Here is a 14,889-nt window from a genome sequence, read left to right as displayed (position 1 = left end):
GTCGAATTGACAACCGTCAAGTCACCCCTGCCGCGATCGTCCTAGGAAGGCATCCAAGGTCACAATGTTGAGACAGCAGGAGGTCTTATTGCCCGTTCCTGAGAACACGATACCGCGCTGCCCGGCGGCTTTGGCGGCCACGCTTCGGATAGCGCCGCTTGCCCCCTTATCACTGTCGCTGACGGTCTTCACGCGCCGGATCGCAAAGAAAAATCCGGAAATGTTTCAACGGCTTGGCCTATACGGAAGATCAGTTTTCGTTCTTGATCCGACGGATTTGCCTGTTGCCCTGCTGCTTGATCCGAATGGCGGTGCCCCAAAGGTGACACTGACCCGGCGCAGCGGGACAGGGGTTGCGCGTATTTCCGGCCCTCTGGCGGCCCTTCTTGGGCTGGTTCACGGCGCGTTTGACGGCGATGCGCTGTTCTTCTCACGTGATCTGGTGATCGAGGGCGATACGGCCGCGGCGCTGGCCCTGCGCAATGCAATCGACGACGCAGAACTGGACCTCGCGCACGAGGCCGCAGCCCTCTCCGGCCCGCTTGCGCGCCCGCTCAAGCAGCTCATCGCGTTGGTGGAACGTCGAACCGGCCTGTACCTGACCCGACCGGAAGACGCTGTACTATGGTAATGGGAATCGTCTGCCCGGCAGGAACGCCCGCCGCCTTGCGCGCAGCCGTCAAGGCCGGGGCGCATACGGTCTATTGCGGCTTCAATGATGAAACCAATGCGCGCAACTTTCCCGGTCTGAACTTCGACCGGGCCGAAATGCGCGCGGGCGTTGCCTTTGCCCATGACCACGGGGCCAGGGTGCTGGTTGCGATCAACACGTTTCCCCGCGCGGGCAGCGAAGCAATCTGGCACCGCGCCGTGGCCGATGCGGAAACCTGCGGCGCGGATGCCGTGATCCTCGCCGATATCGGGCTGCTGGATTATGCCGCGTGCAACCATCCGGGGCTGCGCAGGCACCTGTCCGTGCAGGCCGCGGCGGCGAATGCCGATGTGATCAACTTCTATGCCGAAACTTTTGGCGTCAAACGCGTGGTCCTGCCGCGCGTGCTGTCGGTTCCCGAAATCGCCGCCATCAACGCCGAAACAGAAGTCGAGACCGAGGTTTTTGTGTTCGGCGGGCTCTGTGTGATGGCCGAAGGTCGCTGTTCGCTGTCCTCTTATGCCACCGGGCTGTCTCCGAACATGAATGGCGTCTGTTCGCCCGCCAGCCATGTTGAATACCAGAACGACAAGGGCGCGTTGAACACCCGTCTGGGTGGCTACCTGATCCACCGGGTCGAACGAAACCAGCCTGCACCCTATCCGACACTGTGCAAAGGGTGCTTTTCCGCAGGTGAAAAGACGGGCCACCTGTTCGAAGACCCCGTCAGCCTGAACGCGGAACGGCTGATCCCGCAATTGCAGAAGGCCGGTGTCACCGCGCTGAAGATCGAAGGGCGCCAGCGTTCGAAATCCTACGTCGCGCAGGTGGTTCGGAACTTCCGTGCCGCTGTCGACGCGCTTGAGGCCGGGCGCCCTCTGCCCGAGGGGATGCTGGCCCGTTTGTCCGAAGGGCAGGCCATGACAACCGGCGCATACAAAAAAACCTGGAGATAGCGCGATGGAACTGACCGTTGGCCCCAACCAGTTTTTCTGGCCCGCCGATAGCTGGACATCCTTTTATGAGGATTTGGCGCAAACCCCCGTCGACCGCATCGTGCTGGGCGAGCTGGTTTGTTCCAAGCGCCTGCCGTTTTATCAGGACCGGATTCCCGACGCGATTGCCCGGCTGGTTGAGGCAGGCAAACAGGTTGCGCTGACCAGTCTTGCACTGGTGACGCTCAAGCGTGAACGCAAGCTGACCGCCGATCTGGCGGATCTGGGGGTCACGGTCGAGATCAACGACCTGACCGCGCTGGCGCATCTGCCCCAGACCACGGCTTTCGATGTCGGACCCCTGATCAATGTCTATAACGAAGGCACATTGGCATGGCTGGTGTCACGTGGCGCGCGCCGCATTTGCCTGCCACCGGAACTGCCAATCGCCTCGGTCAGGGTTCTGGCACAAGCCGCCGCCAGTCTGGGTGTCGCAGTCGAGGTTTGGGGCCATGGTCGCCTGCCGCTGGCCATCTCCGGCCGGTGTTACCACGCGCGCCTGCATGGGCGCAGCAAAGACAACTGCCAGTTTGCCTGCGAAAACGATCCCGACGGGCTGGATGTGCTGACCGGCGATGGACAAGCATTCATGGCCATGAACGGCGTGCAGACCTTGTCAGACAGCTATGCCTGCACGGATCATCAGGTCGAGTTGCTGCAAAGCGCGGGCGTTGCGGCCCTGCGCCTGTCGCCGCAATCTCAGGGCTTCCCAAGGCTGTGTGCGCTCTACCGTCAGCGGTTGGATGGGCAACTTGACCGGGGCGATCTGGAACATGCCCTGCGCACGGACGATCCCGGTATAAGGCTAAGCGATGGGTTCCTGACCGGCGCATCCGGTGCTGAATGGTCGGGTTCGGCATGCGCGCCCATAGAAGCTGCACGCTGATTATTCTGGAAAAGACCGGCATCCGAACCTGAATTTTCAGAACGACCTGAACGGCGATCCGGAAAATCCATGGATCGTCCTGCGCAGTCAGGTGGTCACAGGCAGGCGTTGCCGCACCAGTTCGGCCCACAGGTTTGCTCCCAATGGCAGCAGCGCGTCGTTGAAATCATAGTCATTCGCGTGCAGGGGGCGGCCATTCGACCCCTCGGTTCCATTGCCGATCAGCAGAAAACACCCCGGTACCGCTGCTGCAAATTCCGCGAAATCCTCGGAAAACGACATGGCGGTCCGGTCGTCGTTAACCTCCAGACCCAGCGTTTTTGCTGCTGAAACCACATGGGTTGCGGCATCGGTATCGTTGATTGCCTCGATGAATTCGGTCCGGAAATCCACCATCACCGTGACACCGTGGCTTTCCGCCACGCCCGCCGCGATCTGCCGCATGTGGTGTTCAATCCGCGCGCGGTCATCGGGGGACATCGCCCGTGCGTCCCCTTTCAACACTGTTCGACCCGGCAGGACGTTGCGCTGCCCATCGGTGATGAACTCGGTCACGGAAACGACCGCGCCAGACAATGGGGCAAGCTTTCGCGAAACGATGGTTTGCAAGGCCAGAACAAGCTCTGCTGCGGGCGTGATTGTCTCGCGCCCGACATGGGGCATCGAGGCATGGCCGCCCTGACCGGTGATGGTGATCTCGAATAGGCTTTCGCTGCAACAAATGACACCGGCGCGGGTTGAAACCCGTCCAACGGGTTCGCCCGGCAGATTGTGCGCGCCATAGACTTCGTCAATCGGAAAATCCCGCAGGACGCCTTCCTCAATCATCGCTCGTGCGCCCAGCCCGTGCTCCTCATTGGGCTGGAACAGGAAGACAACGGTGCCGTCAAAATCCTGATCCCTGGCCAAAAGCTCGGCTGCGCCCAGCAGCATCGTCGTATGGCCGTCATGGCCGCAGGCATGCATCACGCCCGGGTTCTGAGATTTGTAGGCAAAGCTGTTGGCCTCGGTAATGGGCAGCGCGTCGAAATCCGCGCGCAAACCGATGGACCGGTTGCCATGACCCGCTCGCAGAACACCAACAACGCCGACACCCTCATGCACCTCGATGCCAAGGTTTCTCAGGTGATCGGCGATCCGGGCCTTGGTCCAGTCCTCCTGAAAGCCAAGCTCGGGGTTGCGGTGAAACTCATGCCGCAGGGCGCGCAGGTTTTCGGAAAAACTCGTCATGGCTACACTCCTTCGTCCTTCTTCCTTGTGCCATTGCTACAGGGTTTTGCAATCCCGCTCAAAGATCGGTCCCGATTGATGCACGTTGTCCCTGGATAAGCGCCCTGAACAGTTTCGATCCGGTGAACCCACACACCTCAAGACGGCAGGTCTGTAAACCATTCTGCGCCTACATCCCGTTGCGGGGGATGACATAAGACTGTTCGTCCTCAAAGATCAGATCGGCACCCGACCACGCCTTTAGGCGAGCGGTCAGGTGAAATTCGGTCGCTGTCGCCCTTTGTTCGGAACAGGTCCAGATCTTGGCTGACCACCCTTCGCGGTCGAAACCGGCGGTTTGCTCCATTGTGGCCACTGCCGACAATGGATCACCCGGCTGGATGGTATAGCGTCGATCCGACATATCGCTCAGCACCGTGCCGATATCGTCAAGGCGAATATCGCCCACCGGCCCAAAGACACCCCCGTCAAGGAAATACCTGTGTGTCACCTCACCATTGGTCAGATCGGTGTGGACCGAACGCTCCATCGACCCGGAGCGGACGTTTGTCTTCCGCGGGGCGACGTCAGGACGCTGAGGTTCGGGCAGAGGGCGTGGGGCTGGCGCGTCATCTCGCAGGCTGCGCACGGGCAGGATCAGCCGCGATGTGCCGGGTCGGATCGTCAGTGTAACCGGCTCGGGCGCTGGCCACAGAACCGGCCAATAGGCAGACGCGATTTGCAGAACGATGCGATGACCCGCCAACACCCGATAACCGGTTCCATAAAGCGGGACAGTCACGCGCATGTCTTCGCCGGGTATAATCGGCACCGGTTCAGTGTCGCTGATCCGGTGCGTCAGGTTGCAGAACCCGCGAGCAATCAATGTCTGCGCGCCATCCGGGGCCTCATCCACCAGCAGGGCCGCAACGAAACCCTGCGTCCGATCGGCAGAAACAGTCAGGTCAACCGAGGGCTGGCCCAGAATATCTATGGGCTTTTCCAAGGGCTCTGCTTTGAATTGCAGCGCCCCTGCGGCCTCGATCCGGCAATCCGCTGCCATATCTCCGGGTATTGCAAAGGAACACATGTCGCCCGCTGCGGCCCCGAAATTCTGTGGCGAACAAACCGCCATCACCCCGCCCGACCCGGCGGAGGCGTCCAGCGTTCCGTCATTCAGCCACAAGGGCTGGTCTTGGACATTTGGCGATGGCCAGCTCGGCTCCTCGATCCACCGCCCCTCGCGGTGTACATGAGTTCCGGACGGGGCGGCACTGTCTTGCAGGAAAAACCGCAGCGGCGGCTCGTCCATCAGGCCGGTGTCGATCCCCTTCAGCCAATGGTCCCAGAACCGGATCACCTCGCCGACGAAATCGACCCGGGGCCCCGGCACCCCTTCTTGCGGATACAGATGCGCCCAGGGGCCCATCAGGATCTTGACCGGCCCGCTCAGATGTTCCGCGATGCGGAACGGCGTGTCGCGATACAGGTCCATCCATCCGCCAAAGAAATACACCGGCACATCGACATCCGCATAGTTTTCGCAGATCGAGCCGCGCCGCCACATGTCGTCATGGGTCTGATGTTCCAGCCACTTGGCGGGCCAGAATTCGACCCCCTCCAACCGTGCGCGCCACATGTCGATCCAGCGATCCGCGCCCACGATCTCGGGGTCGGGCGGCATGGCATTGTACAGCTGCATGATCGAACCCCACCAGAAATTGTCATTGGCCAGACAGCCGCCGTAAAAGTGAATATCCTCGCGCCAGCGGTCATCCGTTCCCATCACCGGCGCAATCGCCTTCAGCGCTGGTGGGCGGGTCGCGGCCACCTGAAAGGCGTTATACGCCCCCCAGCTTTTGCCAAACATTCCGACATTTCCGTCGCACCAGTCCTGATCTGCAATCCACTGGATGATGTCGTGTCCATCCTGAATCTCCTGATGCGAATACTCATCCTCGGGGATCCCGTCGCTGTCGCCATAACCGCGGATATCCACCCGGATCGACGCATAGCCTGCTGCGGCGAAATGCGGATGCATACTTTCATCCCGCATCCGGGTGCGATCCCGGCGGCGATAGGGGATGTATTCCAGAACACAGGGAACAGGCGTTGTTCGCGCCGATCCGGGCAGCCAAAGCCGGGCCGCAAGTTTTGCGCCGTCCGGCATGGGAATCCAAACGGTTTCGATGACCTCTGTGTTGCTCATGTCCGGTCCTTTGACTGACTGTCAGGTGAAAGGCTGCTTGTGGTGTGCTTCATTGATCTCACCACCGAAGCCCCAAGCGCAGCGCATCGTAAATGGCGGCATGCGTGTTACGTGATGAAACGGCATCTCCGATCCGGTACAGATCAAACCCGGCCTCTGGGACAGATTGCGGAAACACGGGGCCGGACCCGCTAACCAGCGCTTCATAATCCACGGCGCCCAGGTTGCGCGACAGCGGTTTCAGGTCGAAGTACAGATCATCCAGCGGCAAAACACCCTGATTGACAACCACCTGATCATACAGGCGCTTTTCTGTTAGGTCCGAGTAATCCGTTCCAATGGCTGCCTCCAGCTGATTGCCTGATCGCACCAGTGATTTCAGCGTCCGGGCGACTGTGAACACGGCTCCGGTCTTTTGCAGGGCCCGCATGTAGGGCACCAGGTTCATTCCCATGATTTCGGGGGCAAAACTTCGGTCGCGGGTCATGATTTCTACCCGCCCGCCCGCTTTTGCGATAGCCTCAGCCGCCATCAGGGCCGGGTGATCCCCCGCATCGTCATAGATAAGGACATTGTCGCCGGGGCGCACATCACCGGTCAGGATATCCCAGGCAGTAACCGCCAGATCGTTACCCGCCTCCAGAACCGTCACCTCGGGCAACCCGCCGGTTGCGATCACCACCATGTCCGGCGCAAGCGCGGTTACAGCATCGGCGTCCGCAAAGGTGTTGAACCGAAATGTCACGTCGCGCGCCGCGCATTGGGCCATGCGCCAGTCGATGATCCCGATCATCTCGGCCCGGCGTCGGGATTGCGCGGTCAGCCGCACCTGACCGCCGGGTTCGGGCGCGGCCTCAAGAACGGTGACGTCATGCCCGCGCTCGGCCGCAACCCGCGCCGCCTCAAGCCCGCCGGGGCCTGCGCCCACAATCACCGCGCGGCGGCGCGTTTCAGCGGCGGGGATCACATGTGGCATCGACAATTCGCGCCCGGTGGCCGGGTTGTGGATGCACAGCGCCTCACCCGCCTGATAAATGCGGTCAAGACAATAGGTGGCGCCAACGCAAGGCCGGATGTCCTCTTCCCGTCCGGCCCGGATTTTGGCAACGATCATCGGATCGGCCATATGTGCGCGGGTCATGCCGACCATGTCCAGCAGGCCCGAGGCCACCGCATGCCGTGCCGTTGCCACATCGGGAATGCGCGCGGCGTGAAAGGTCGGCATCCCAACCTCGGCCCTCACGCGCCCGGCGAAATCCAGATGGGGTGCGCTTTTCATGCCCTGAACCGGGATCACGTCCGTCATGGCCGGGTCGGTATGAATACGCCCGCGAATAATGTTCAGGAAATCGACCTGACCACTGTCACGCAGCCTTCGGGCAATCTCCAGCCCTTCCGCTTCGGTGATGCCGCCCTTTTCCACCTCGTCGGCGGTGTAACGGACCCCTATGATGAAATCGCGCCCGACGCGGTCGCGGATTGCATCCAGAACCATGAAGCCAAAGCGCAACCGGTTGTCCAGATTGCCCCCAAAAGGCGCGTCCATCCGATTGGTCATCGGCGACCAGAACTGATCGATCAGATGGCCATAGGCCTGCAATTCAATTCCATCCAGCCCGGCGGCCTGCATCCGTTCGGCAGCATCGGCGTAATCGGTCACAATCCGCGCGATGTCGAAATCTTCCATCTTCTTGGCAAAGGCCCGGTGCGCCGGTTCCCGGTCGTGCGACGGCGACAGGGATGGCAGCCAGTCACCCTTGTTCCAGCCCGTGCGCCGCCCCAGATGGGTCAGCTGGATCATCACCGCACAGCCATGGGCATGGCAGGCATCCGTCAGCTCCGCCATCCAGCGGACCACCTCGTCCTTGTAAGCCAGGATATTGTTGAACGCAGGCGGGCTGTCGCGGCTGACAACGGCCGACCCCGCCGTCATGGTCATCGCAACCCCCGCTTTGGCCCGCACCTCGTGATAGGCACGATAGCGTTCCGTCGGCATCCCATCTTCGGGATAGGCGGGTTCGTGACTGGACGTCATGATCCGGTTCTTCAGCGTCAGGTGCTTTAGCTGATAAGGTTGCAGCAAGGCATCGCGGCTCATGATAGCGCCTCGTGATCGGTTTGAGTGCGCAAGGCGGCAACAGGGTCGGATGACATGCGGCTCTCCGGTTGTCTGGGGGCAAGAGGTGTGGGTCTTTGCTGATTGAAATCAAACTGGAATTGCCAAGTCAAACTTGTTTTCAATCAGACGTTTTGGACCCATTTTCCTCATGCCTTACGCCCGAGTGGACAAGACAAGCGCGGCCGCGCACACCCAGTTGGCGTATGCCTTCAGTGAACAAATCCTCTTGCGGAGTGCCCACGCGCAAACAGGCGGCGAGGCCGGGCTCAGGGCACGTCGGAATGGACGCTCAGCAGGGTTTCCAAAAACAGCTTGGCCGCACGTGTCGGATCCGGATGTTTCCGTGTCACCGCCGCAAAGCGCGTTCTGTATTTGATTTCCTGCGGCATCACCTGCCTCATAAGCCCCTGTTCGACAAATTCCTGCGCCAGATGGTCCGGAAGAAAGCCCAGATAGCTGCCTGACAGAATAAGAATTGCAAGGGCCTGTTCGTTCTGCACTTTGGCAGCGCGCCGAAACCCCAGTTGCTGGCCATAGATCAGGTTGGGCGAGTTCACGTTCAGACCCGCATAGTTGTACGCCTGAATGTCCCGCAAACTCAGCGTGTCAGCGGACTGGCTGAACAACGGATTGTCCTGCCCGCAATACAGAAACATGTTTTCCCCATAAAGTGGCGCATAATGCAGGCTTGCCGAGGGGCGGTGCAGGGCGATGATCCCGACATCCAGCTGCCCGCTGATAACCATGGTCTCAATGACGTTGGGCGGTTCGATCGACAACTCGATCTGGATGGCAGGGGCGGCTTCGTTGAACCTGTGAATGGCGCGGGCAAGGCGCGCTTCTGGGTTCGTGGTACACTGATCGAACAACGCCACGCGGATACTTCCTGCCAGTTGCTGCTTGATCTCGTTGACTTCGGTTCTGAACTGAGAAACCGAAATCAGCAGGTCTTCTGTCGCGGCCAGCACTTTTTCGCCGTCTTCAGTCAGGGAAAAACCCGCCGGGCCACGGTTGCACAGCTTCAAATCCAGCCGAAGCTCCAGATCCGATATGTGTTTCGAGATTGTTGATTTCCCGATGTTGAGCTCATTTTCCGCCGCTGAAAACCCTCCGCTTTCCGCAACGGTTTTGAAAACCCGAAGAAGGCGGATGTCCGTGTCCCCGATGCGGGTGGCCAGTGGGTTTTGTCTCATATTAAAAGTTCGACATTTGTGAAACCTTTCACGCAAATATTAACAACGACGAAACCATGTTGGCAAGATAGCCTCTTGTGGCCGAGGCAGAATCGGACTGGCCACCTTCTCCCCAGGCCATCGCGCACCTCGAAACACGACAAATGGGAGGACATCCATGTCATTTATCAAAAAGCTTGGCACCATCAGCGCCGCCGTTTCCGTTGCTGCACTGATGGTTGCGGGCACGGCTGATGCGAAGAACTTCAAGATCGCGGTGGGCGATAGCGCAGGAAGCGCACAGGAAGCTCTGGGCATCGCCTTCGTCAAGGCGCTGGAAGAGAAATCGGGCGGTGCCCACACCGCAACGCTGTTTCTGAACGGTCAGCTGGGGTCCGAACAGGACACCGTGAACGAGGCGGCGATCGGAACGCTGGATATGTCTCTGCTGGCGATCAACAACATCACGCCGTTCTCGCCTTCGGTCGGTGTTTTCACGCTGCCTTACGTGATCCTCAGCCTGGAAGATGCCGAAAAGCTGACCCAGGGCCCAATCGGTCAGGAACTGGTCGAAAACACCATCCGTGATGCCGGCGTGCGCATCATCGGCTGGACCTATACCGGTTTCCGCCGCCTGACCAACTCGAAAAAACCGGTCAAATCGGTTGCTGACCTTCAGGATCTGGTCATCCGCGTTCCTAAGAACGAGATCATGATCGAAACCTACAAGGCATGGGGCATCAACCCGACGCCGATGGCATGGTCGGAAACCTTCACCGGTCTGCAAACCAAGGTGGTCGACGGGCAGGACAACCCTTACCTGACCATCAACGCGATGAAGTTCTACGAGGTTCAGGACCATGTCACCAACCTGCGCTACATCTTCTCGATTGAACCGCTGATCGTTTCAGAAGCGGTCTTCCAGGACCTGTCCGCAGAAGATCAGGCAATCCTCCTTGAAGCAGGACAGGAAGCCACCCTGGCATCCGCACAATTCCTGCGGGATTCCGAGGCCGCCATCAAGGAAGAGCTGACCGCCAAAGGCATGGAGATCATCGATCCCGAAAACGACGAAGCCGAGTTCATCGAACTGGCGACAGGTGCCGTATGGCCCCAATTCTACGACTCCATCGGTGGCGTCGAAAAACTGAACACCGTTCTGGAAGCCATCGGCCGCGAGCCGGTGCAGCAATAATCGCCGCAGAGCGATACCGGGAAGAGCGCCACGGCGCTCTTCTCATCTCAGGGAGGAGTGAAACCACATGTTCTGGAAATTTCTGGACAACATAGAAAGTGTCATCTGCCGGATACTCTTATCCGGCTTTGTCTGCCTTTTGTTCGTGCAGATCATCGCGCGCGAAGTCTTCGGCTTTTCGGTCAGCTGGATCGAAGAACTCTCGGTCTACATGTTCGTATGGTTCGTCTATTTCGGTGCAAGTTACGCCGCCCTGAAAGGGGCGCATAACCGCGTGACGTTCCAGTTCAAGTTCCTGCCTGACGGGTCGATTAAATACATCGAAGCCTTTGCCGACCTCTTCTGGCTCTTCTTCAATGTCTACTTCCTCTATCTGGCGACAGACTTTGTTTTCAACAAGATGAACAAGTTCTGGAAATCCCAGACACTGGGCATCGAGATGAAGTATATCTACATGGTGCTGCCCATCGCATTTGCGCTGATGACCTTCCGCATCATTCAGGTGAATTACCGCCGCCTTGTCAAAGGCGAGGACATTCACGATCCCGACCAGATCGATCTGGACGAGATCAAGGCCGCTGCCGAAGCGGCCAAAGACCACTGAGACCGGGAGGGGTAACCATGGAATCCGAAATCGTCACGGTCCTGTTTGGATCATTTCTGTTCTTGCTGCTCATTGGCGCGCCGATCACGGTGGCGCTGGGTGTCGCGTCGCTGATCTCGTTTCTCTATCTGGGCGACAATCCGATCAAATTCGTGCAGATCGCCTTTACATCCGTGGGCTCGTTCCCGCTGATGGCGCTGCCAGCCTTTATCCTCGCCGGGGCCCTGATGGAGGCTGCCGGTATCTCAAAACGCCTGATCAACGTTGCCGAAAGTCTGGCCGGTCCTTTCACCGGTGGTATTTCGGCCGCAACGGTCATGGCCTGTCTGTTCTTTGGTGCAATTTCGGGCTCGGGCCCGGCAACAACCGCGGCTGTTGGGATGCTGATGATCCCGGCAATGATCGACCGCGGCTATGAGCGCGGCTATGCCTCGGCGATCACTGCGTCCTCTGGCGGCCTCGGGATTATCATTCCTCCCTCCATCCCGATGGTGATCTTCGGCATTGCCGCGCTCGGTATGGCCCCGCCACCCGAAGCGGTCGAGAAATTCGGCACCTTCCAGTCGGTTTCGATTTCGAAACTGTTCATTGCCGGGTTTGTACCCGCCTTCCTGATCGCCACCAGCCTTTTGATCCTGAACTACTTCATGTCGAAAAAGCGCGGCTACAAAGGCGTCGCCGAAGGCTGGTCGATCCGCCATGTGGGCTGCGAAATGTATCGCGGGTTCTGGTCTTTGATGGCGCCGCTGGTGATCTTGGGTGGTATCTATACCGGCTTCTTCACCCCGACCGAGGCAGCAATCGTCGCGATCTTCTATACCCTGTTCGTGGGGGTAGTCATCTATCGCGAACTGACCTGGCAGTCGCTGTTCCAGTCGCTTGAAGCCACCACATGGCTGACCGGTCGCGTCCTGCTGATCCTGTTCACCGCTACGGTGTTCGGACGTCTTTTGGTGGAAAACCAGATCCCGGCGATCATCGCAGATTCGATGCTCAGCTTCACCGACAACCTCTATGTAATTTGGGCGCTGATCATCTTCTTCCTGCTGTTCGTCGGCATGTTCATGGAAACACTGGCCACCATCCTGATCCTTGTTCCGGTAATGCTGCCGGTAGCGTATTCGGTTGGTATCGATCCGATCCACTTTGGCGTGGTGATGGTCTGTACGCTGGGCATCGGGTTCCAGACCCCGCCGCTGGGCGAGAACCTGTTCATCGCATCGGGTATCTCGAACATCTCGATCGAACAGATCTCGTTGCGCGCGCTGCCTTTTGCGGCGGCAAACACGGTGGCGATCTTCATAATCGCCTTCTTCCCTGAACTGTCGCTGTGGCTCCCACGGCTGTTTGGCTACTGATCTGAAAGGATGACGACATGAAACAGATGGTCTCCAACATCCTGTTTGCCACCGACCTGTCCGAAAACTCGGGTCACGCCATGCGCCATGCCGCCAGCATCGCGCAGGCCACCGGGGCGGAGATTCACGTGTTGCACGTGAATGAACCCTTGTCGGACGACGCCAAGATCACGATGGAAATCTTCATTATGAACGAAGAGACCCGCAAGACCGCCATTGAGCGTCGTCACGAGATGGTGCGCAAGGTTCTGGCCGAGCGGCAAGCCAAGTTCTGGGCGCAGTTCGACGGCGACGACGGGAAAATTCGCGATCAGGTCACCTCGGTCGAGGTGACTGACGGCCATCCGGCAGAAGTGATCCTGCGCCGCTCGGTCGAACTGGGTTGCGACCTGATCGTATTGGGGGCGCATGATCACGGCTTTTCGCACACCTTCCTGGGCACGGTCGCAAAACGCGTTTTGCGGCGCTCCAGGATCCCGACACTGATCGTTCCGAACCCGGACGAAATGTAACAACCCCACTGACAAGGAAGTACAAAATGAACAAAACCCTGACCGCGCAGGACCTGGCGGACACGTTCGACGCGTTCAACCGCCACGACATCGACGGCGTGATGACCCACTTCGCCGACGACTGCGTGTTCTACACCGTGGCCGGTGACGAGAAATACGGCAACAAGGTTGAAGGTGCCGAAGCCATCGCCGCCGCGTTTTCGGGCGTCTGGGCAGGCATGAAAGACGCCCATTGGGACCATCACAGCCACTTTGTCCACGGTGATCGTGCCGTATCCGAGTGGACCTTCTCGGGAACCGACGCAAACGGAATGCGGATCGAAGCCGAAGGTGCGGATCTGTTCACCGTTCGTGACGGTAAAATCATTGTAAAACAGGCGCTTCGCAAAGCGCGCCCAATGTTCAAAGCCTGATCCGCCGCCCTGCGCGCAGCCTCGGAGAAAAACAAGAATGGTGGATAACAGCATCCCGCGTCATTGGCCCAAGGCCAGTTATGACCCCAAATATGACCCGATCATTGATGCGGGTCCGGGTCACAATCGCGACCACGCGCCCACGTATTGGATTGGAACGGCCGGAACACCTCCGGCCGATGATGGACCTGTGTCCAGCGATATGGATGCGGATGTGGTGGTGATCGGATCGGGGTATACCGGTCTGTCGACCGCCATTCATCTTGCCAAGGAACACGGCATTCAAGCTGTTGTTTTAGAAGCAAATACCGTCTCATGGGGCTGCTCCACCCGCAATGGCGGGCAGGCCCAGATCTCATCCGGGCGGCTCAAGCGGTCGCAATGGATCGAACGGTGGGGAACGGACGTGGCCAAGCGCATGCATGCCGAGGTCACAGAAGCGTTTCAGCTGTTCAACGATCTGATTGCGTCGGATGATATCGATTGCGACCCGCAGCCAGGCGGCCACTACTACATCGCGCATCGCGACAAGGTCATGCCGTCCCTCAAGAAAGAGAGCAAGCTGCTCAACGATGTGTTCGGCTATGGTTCGCGCATCCTCTCCCGGGAAGAACTTCACGAAAAGCACGTGCGCGATATGGAGGCCGCAGGTGCCATGTGGGAACCCGACGGGACCTGCATCCATGCGGGTAAACTGGCGTTCGGCTACGTCAACATGGCGCGCCGTCTGGGGGTGAAAATTCACACCGGCAGTCCGGTCATGGGATGGCAGACGAAAAACGGCGTGCATCACCTGCGCACACCGGGCGGCATCGTCCGCGCCAAAACGGTGGCCTTGGCAACCGCGGGCTATACCCCACCGGGCCTGAACACGCGCACAAAGCACCGCCTGATGCCTATCCTGTCGAACTCGATGGTGACACGGCCGCTGACCCAGGCCGAACTGGATGAGTGTGGCATTCAGACCAGATCACCCCTGACGGACACCCGCACCCTGCGCCATTACTATCGTTTGTTGCCCGACAACCGGATGCAGATCGGCAGCCGCAGCGCGGTAACAGGACGAGACGCCGAGAACGAAAAACACCTGGAGCTTCTGAAGAAGGGCCTCGCCCGAAAGTTCCCGGCGTTGACGGATATCAACCTCGATTACTCGTGGTGGGGCTGGGTCGATGTCAGCCACGACATGATGCCGCGTATCTTTCAACCGGACCCGCAACAGCGCGTGTTCTACGCGATGGGATACGGTGGCAACGGCGTTATGTACTCGGCTCAGGCCGGGCGTCGTATGGCACAGCTGATCGCGGGCAAGAAAGACAAGGCCTTTGCCCTGCCGATCTTCACGTCCCCGCTGCCCAGCCATGGCATCCTGACACCCTTCCGCCGCCTCGGCCAGCGCATAGCCTATGTCGGCTATTACCTCAGAGACGAAATACTCTAATTTACCAACGCTTTGGCGTTCTGAAGATAAGGAAACACCCCTATGAAGATGACGACGGAAGAGGCCTTTGTTAAGGTTTTGCAGATGCATGGTATTGAACATGCGTTTGGGATCATTGGCTCTG

General features: G+C 59.3%; 13 protein-coding genes. 9 read left to right on the top strand and 4 right to left on the bottom strand.

The window, feature by feature from the left end; all coding sequences use genetic code 11:
• Window positions 1-88: 88 nt before the first annotated feature.
• The 3 genes from ubiT to ubiV are packed head-to-tail and all read left to right on the top strand — an operon-like array spanning window position 89 to window position 2,533.
• Window positions 89-631: a ubiquinone anaerobic biosynthesis accessory factor UbiT gene (gene ubiT / locus ACR0EK_RS18780; protein WP_480833402.1), complete on the top strand. Its 543-nt coding sequence runs from the start codon at window positions 89-91 to the stop codon at window positions 629-631.
• Complete coding sequence (gene ubiU / locus ACR0EK_RS18775; protein WP_480968035.1) at window positions 631-1,608, top strand: ubiquinone anaerobic biosynthesis protein UbiU; 978 nt, start codon at window positions 631-633, stop codon at window positions 1,606-1,608. Before ubiT ends, ubiU begins: the two co-directional genes overlap by 1 nt.
• 4 nt (window positions 1,609-1,612) lie before the next feature.
• On the top strand, window positions 1,613-2,533 hold the full coding sequence (gene ubiV / locus ACR0EK_RS18770) for a ubiquinone anaerobic biosynthesis protein UbiV (RefSeq protein ID WP_480901024.1): 921 nt from the start codon (window positions 1,613-1,615) through the stop codon (window positions 2,531-2,533).
• Between the two features lie 87 nt (window positions 2,534-2,620).
• On the opposite strand, the gene ACR0EK_RS18765 is transcribed toward ubiV, so the two are convergent.
• From ACR0EK_RS18765 to ACR0EK_RS18750, 4 genes are all read right to left on the bottom strand, one after another.
• Window positions 2,621-3,763, bottom strand: a complete 1,143-nt coding sequence (locus ACR0EK_RS18765) for an amidohydrolase (RefSeq protein WP_480901026.1) — start codon at window positions 3,761-3,763, stop codon at window positions 2,621-2,623.
• Window positions 3,764-3,932: 169 nt separating this feature from the next.
• A complete protein-coding gene (locus tag ACR0EK_RS18760; protein ID WP_480901027.1) occupies window positions 3,933-5,951 on the bottom strand; it encodes a CocE/NonD family hydrolase in 2,019 nt (672 codons plus the stop codon).
• Window positions 5,952-6,009: 58 nt separating this feature from the next.
• Window positions 6,010-8,049 carry an oxidoreductase gene (locus ACR0EK_RS18755; RefSeq protein WP_480968029.1) on the bottom strand — a complete coding sequence of 680 codons (2,040 nt, stop codon included), beginning with the start codon at window positions 8,047-8,049 and terminating at the stop codon, window positions 6,010-6,012.
• Between the two features lie 287 nt (window positions 8,050-8,336).
• A complete protein-coding gene (locus ACR0EK_RS18750) occupies window positions 8,337-9,263 on the bottom strand; it encodes a LysR family transcriptional regulator (protein ID WP_480508719.1) in 927 nt (308 codons plus the stop codon).
• A gap of 157 nt (window positions 9,264-9,420) precedes the next feature.
• On the opposite strand from ACR0EK_RS18750, the gene ACR0EK_RS18745 reads away from it, so the two are divergent.
• The 6 genes from ACR0EK_RS18745 to ACR0EK_RS18720 all read left to right on the top strand — a co-directional run bounded on the left by ACR0EK_RS18745 (window position 9,421) and on the right by ACR0EK_RS18720 (window position 14,765).
• Window positions 9,421-10,437, top strand: coding sequence for a TRAP transporter substrate-binding protein (locus ACR0EK_RS18745; RefSeq protein WP_267366014.1), 1,017 nt, complete (start codon window positions 9,421-9,423; stop codon window positions 10,435-10,437).
• Between the two features lie 67 nt (window positions 10,438-10,504).
• On the top strand, window positions 10,505-11,041 hold the full coding sequence (locus tag ACR0EK_RS18740) for a TRAP transporter small permease (protein ID WP_209507931.1): 537 nt from the start codon (window positions 10,505-10,507) through the stop codon (window positions 11,039-11,041).
• A 17-nt stretch (window positions 11,042-11,058) separates the two neighbouring features.
• A complete protein-coding gene (locus ACR0EK_RS18735) occupies window positions 11,059-12,399 on the top strand; it encodes a TRAP transporter large permease (protein WP_480496053.1) in 1,341 nt (446 codons plus the stop codon).
• 17 nt (window positions 12,400-12,416) lie between these two features.
• Window positions 12,417-12,911: a universal stress protein gene (locus tag ACR0EK_RS18730; RefSeq protein ID WP_480496051.1), complete on the top strand. Its 495-nt coding sequence runs from the start codon at window positions 12,417-12,419 to the stop codon at window positions 12,909-12,911.
• A 26-nt stretch (window positions 12,912-12,937) separates the two neighbouring features.
• Window positions 12,938-13,324 (top strand): nuclear transport factor 2 family protein, encoded by a 387-nt coding sequence (locus ACR0EK_RS18725; RefSeq protein WP_480477499.1) that lies wholly within the window; start codon window positions 12,938-12,940, stop codon window positions 13,322-13,324.
• Window positions 13,325-13,361: 37 nt separating this feature from the next.
• Window positions 13,362-14,765, top strand: a complete 1,404-nt coding sequence (locus tag ACR0EK_RS18720) for an NAD(P)/FAD-dependent oxidoreductase (protein ID WP_480968028.1) — start codon at window positions 13,362-13,364, stop codon at window positions 14,763-14,765.
• The last annotated feature ends 124 nt before the right edge of the window (window positions 14,766-14,889 follow it).

It is taken from the genome of Ruegeria sp. AE4, assembly GCF_056542185.1.
This window is presented reverse-complemented; position numbering and strand designations above follow the sequence as displayed.

Excerpts from the sequence above, each read along its gene's own strand:
- ubiU (WP_480968035.1), top strand. The coding sequence starts at position 631 with ATGGGAATCGTCTGCCCGGCAGGAACGCCCGCCGCCTTGCGCGCAGCC.
- ubiV (WP_480901024.1), top strand. The coding sequence starts at position 1,613 with ATGGAACTGACCGTTGGCCCCAACCAGTTTTTCTGGCCCGCCGATAGC.
- ACR0EK_RS18765 (WP_480901026.1), bottom strand. The coding sequence starts at position 3,763 with ATGACGAGTTTTTCCGAAAACCTGCGCGCCCTGCGGCATGAGTTTCAC.
- ACR0EK_RS18760 (WP_480901027.1), bottom strand. The coding sequence starts at position 5,951 with ATGAGCAACACAGAGGTCATCGAAACCGTTTGGATTCCCATGCCGGAC.
- ACR0EK_RS18755 (WP_480968029.1), bottom strand. The coding sequence starts at position 8,049 with ATGAGCCGCGATGCCTTGCTGCAACCTTATCAGCTAAAGCACCTGACG.
- ACR0EK_RS18750 (WP_480508719.1), bottom strand. The coding sequence starts at position 9,263 with ATGAGACAAAACCCACTGGCCACCCGCATCGGGGACACGGACATCCGC.
- ACR0EK_RS18745 (WP_267366014.1), top strand. The coding sequence starts at position 9,421 with ATGTCATTTATCAAAAAGCTTGGCACCATCAGCGCCGCCGTTTCCGTT.
- ACR0EK_RS18740 (WP_209507931.1), top strand. The coding sequence starts at position 10,505 with ATGTTCTGGAAATTTCTGGACAACATAGAAAGTGTCATCTGCCGGATA.
- ACR0EK_RS18735 (WP_480496053.1), top strand. The coding sequence starts at position 11,059 with ATGGAATCCGAAATCGTCACGGTCCTGTTTGGATCATTTCTGTTCTTG.
- ACR0EK_RS18730 (WP_480496051.1), top strand. The coding sequence starts at position 12,417 with ATGAAACAGATGGTCTCCAACATCCTGTTTGCCACCGACCTGTCCGAA.
- ACR0EK_RS18725 (WP_480477499.1), top strand. The coding sequence starts at position 12,938 with ATGAACAAAACCCTGACCGCGCAGGACCTGGCGGACACGTTCGACGCG.
- ACR0EK_RS18720 (WP_480968028.1), top strand. The coding sequence starts at position 13,362 with ATGGTGGATAACAGCATCCCGCGTCATTGGCCCAAGGCCAGTTATGAC.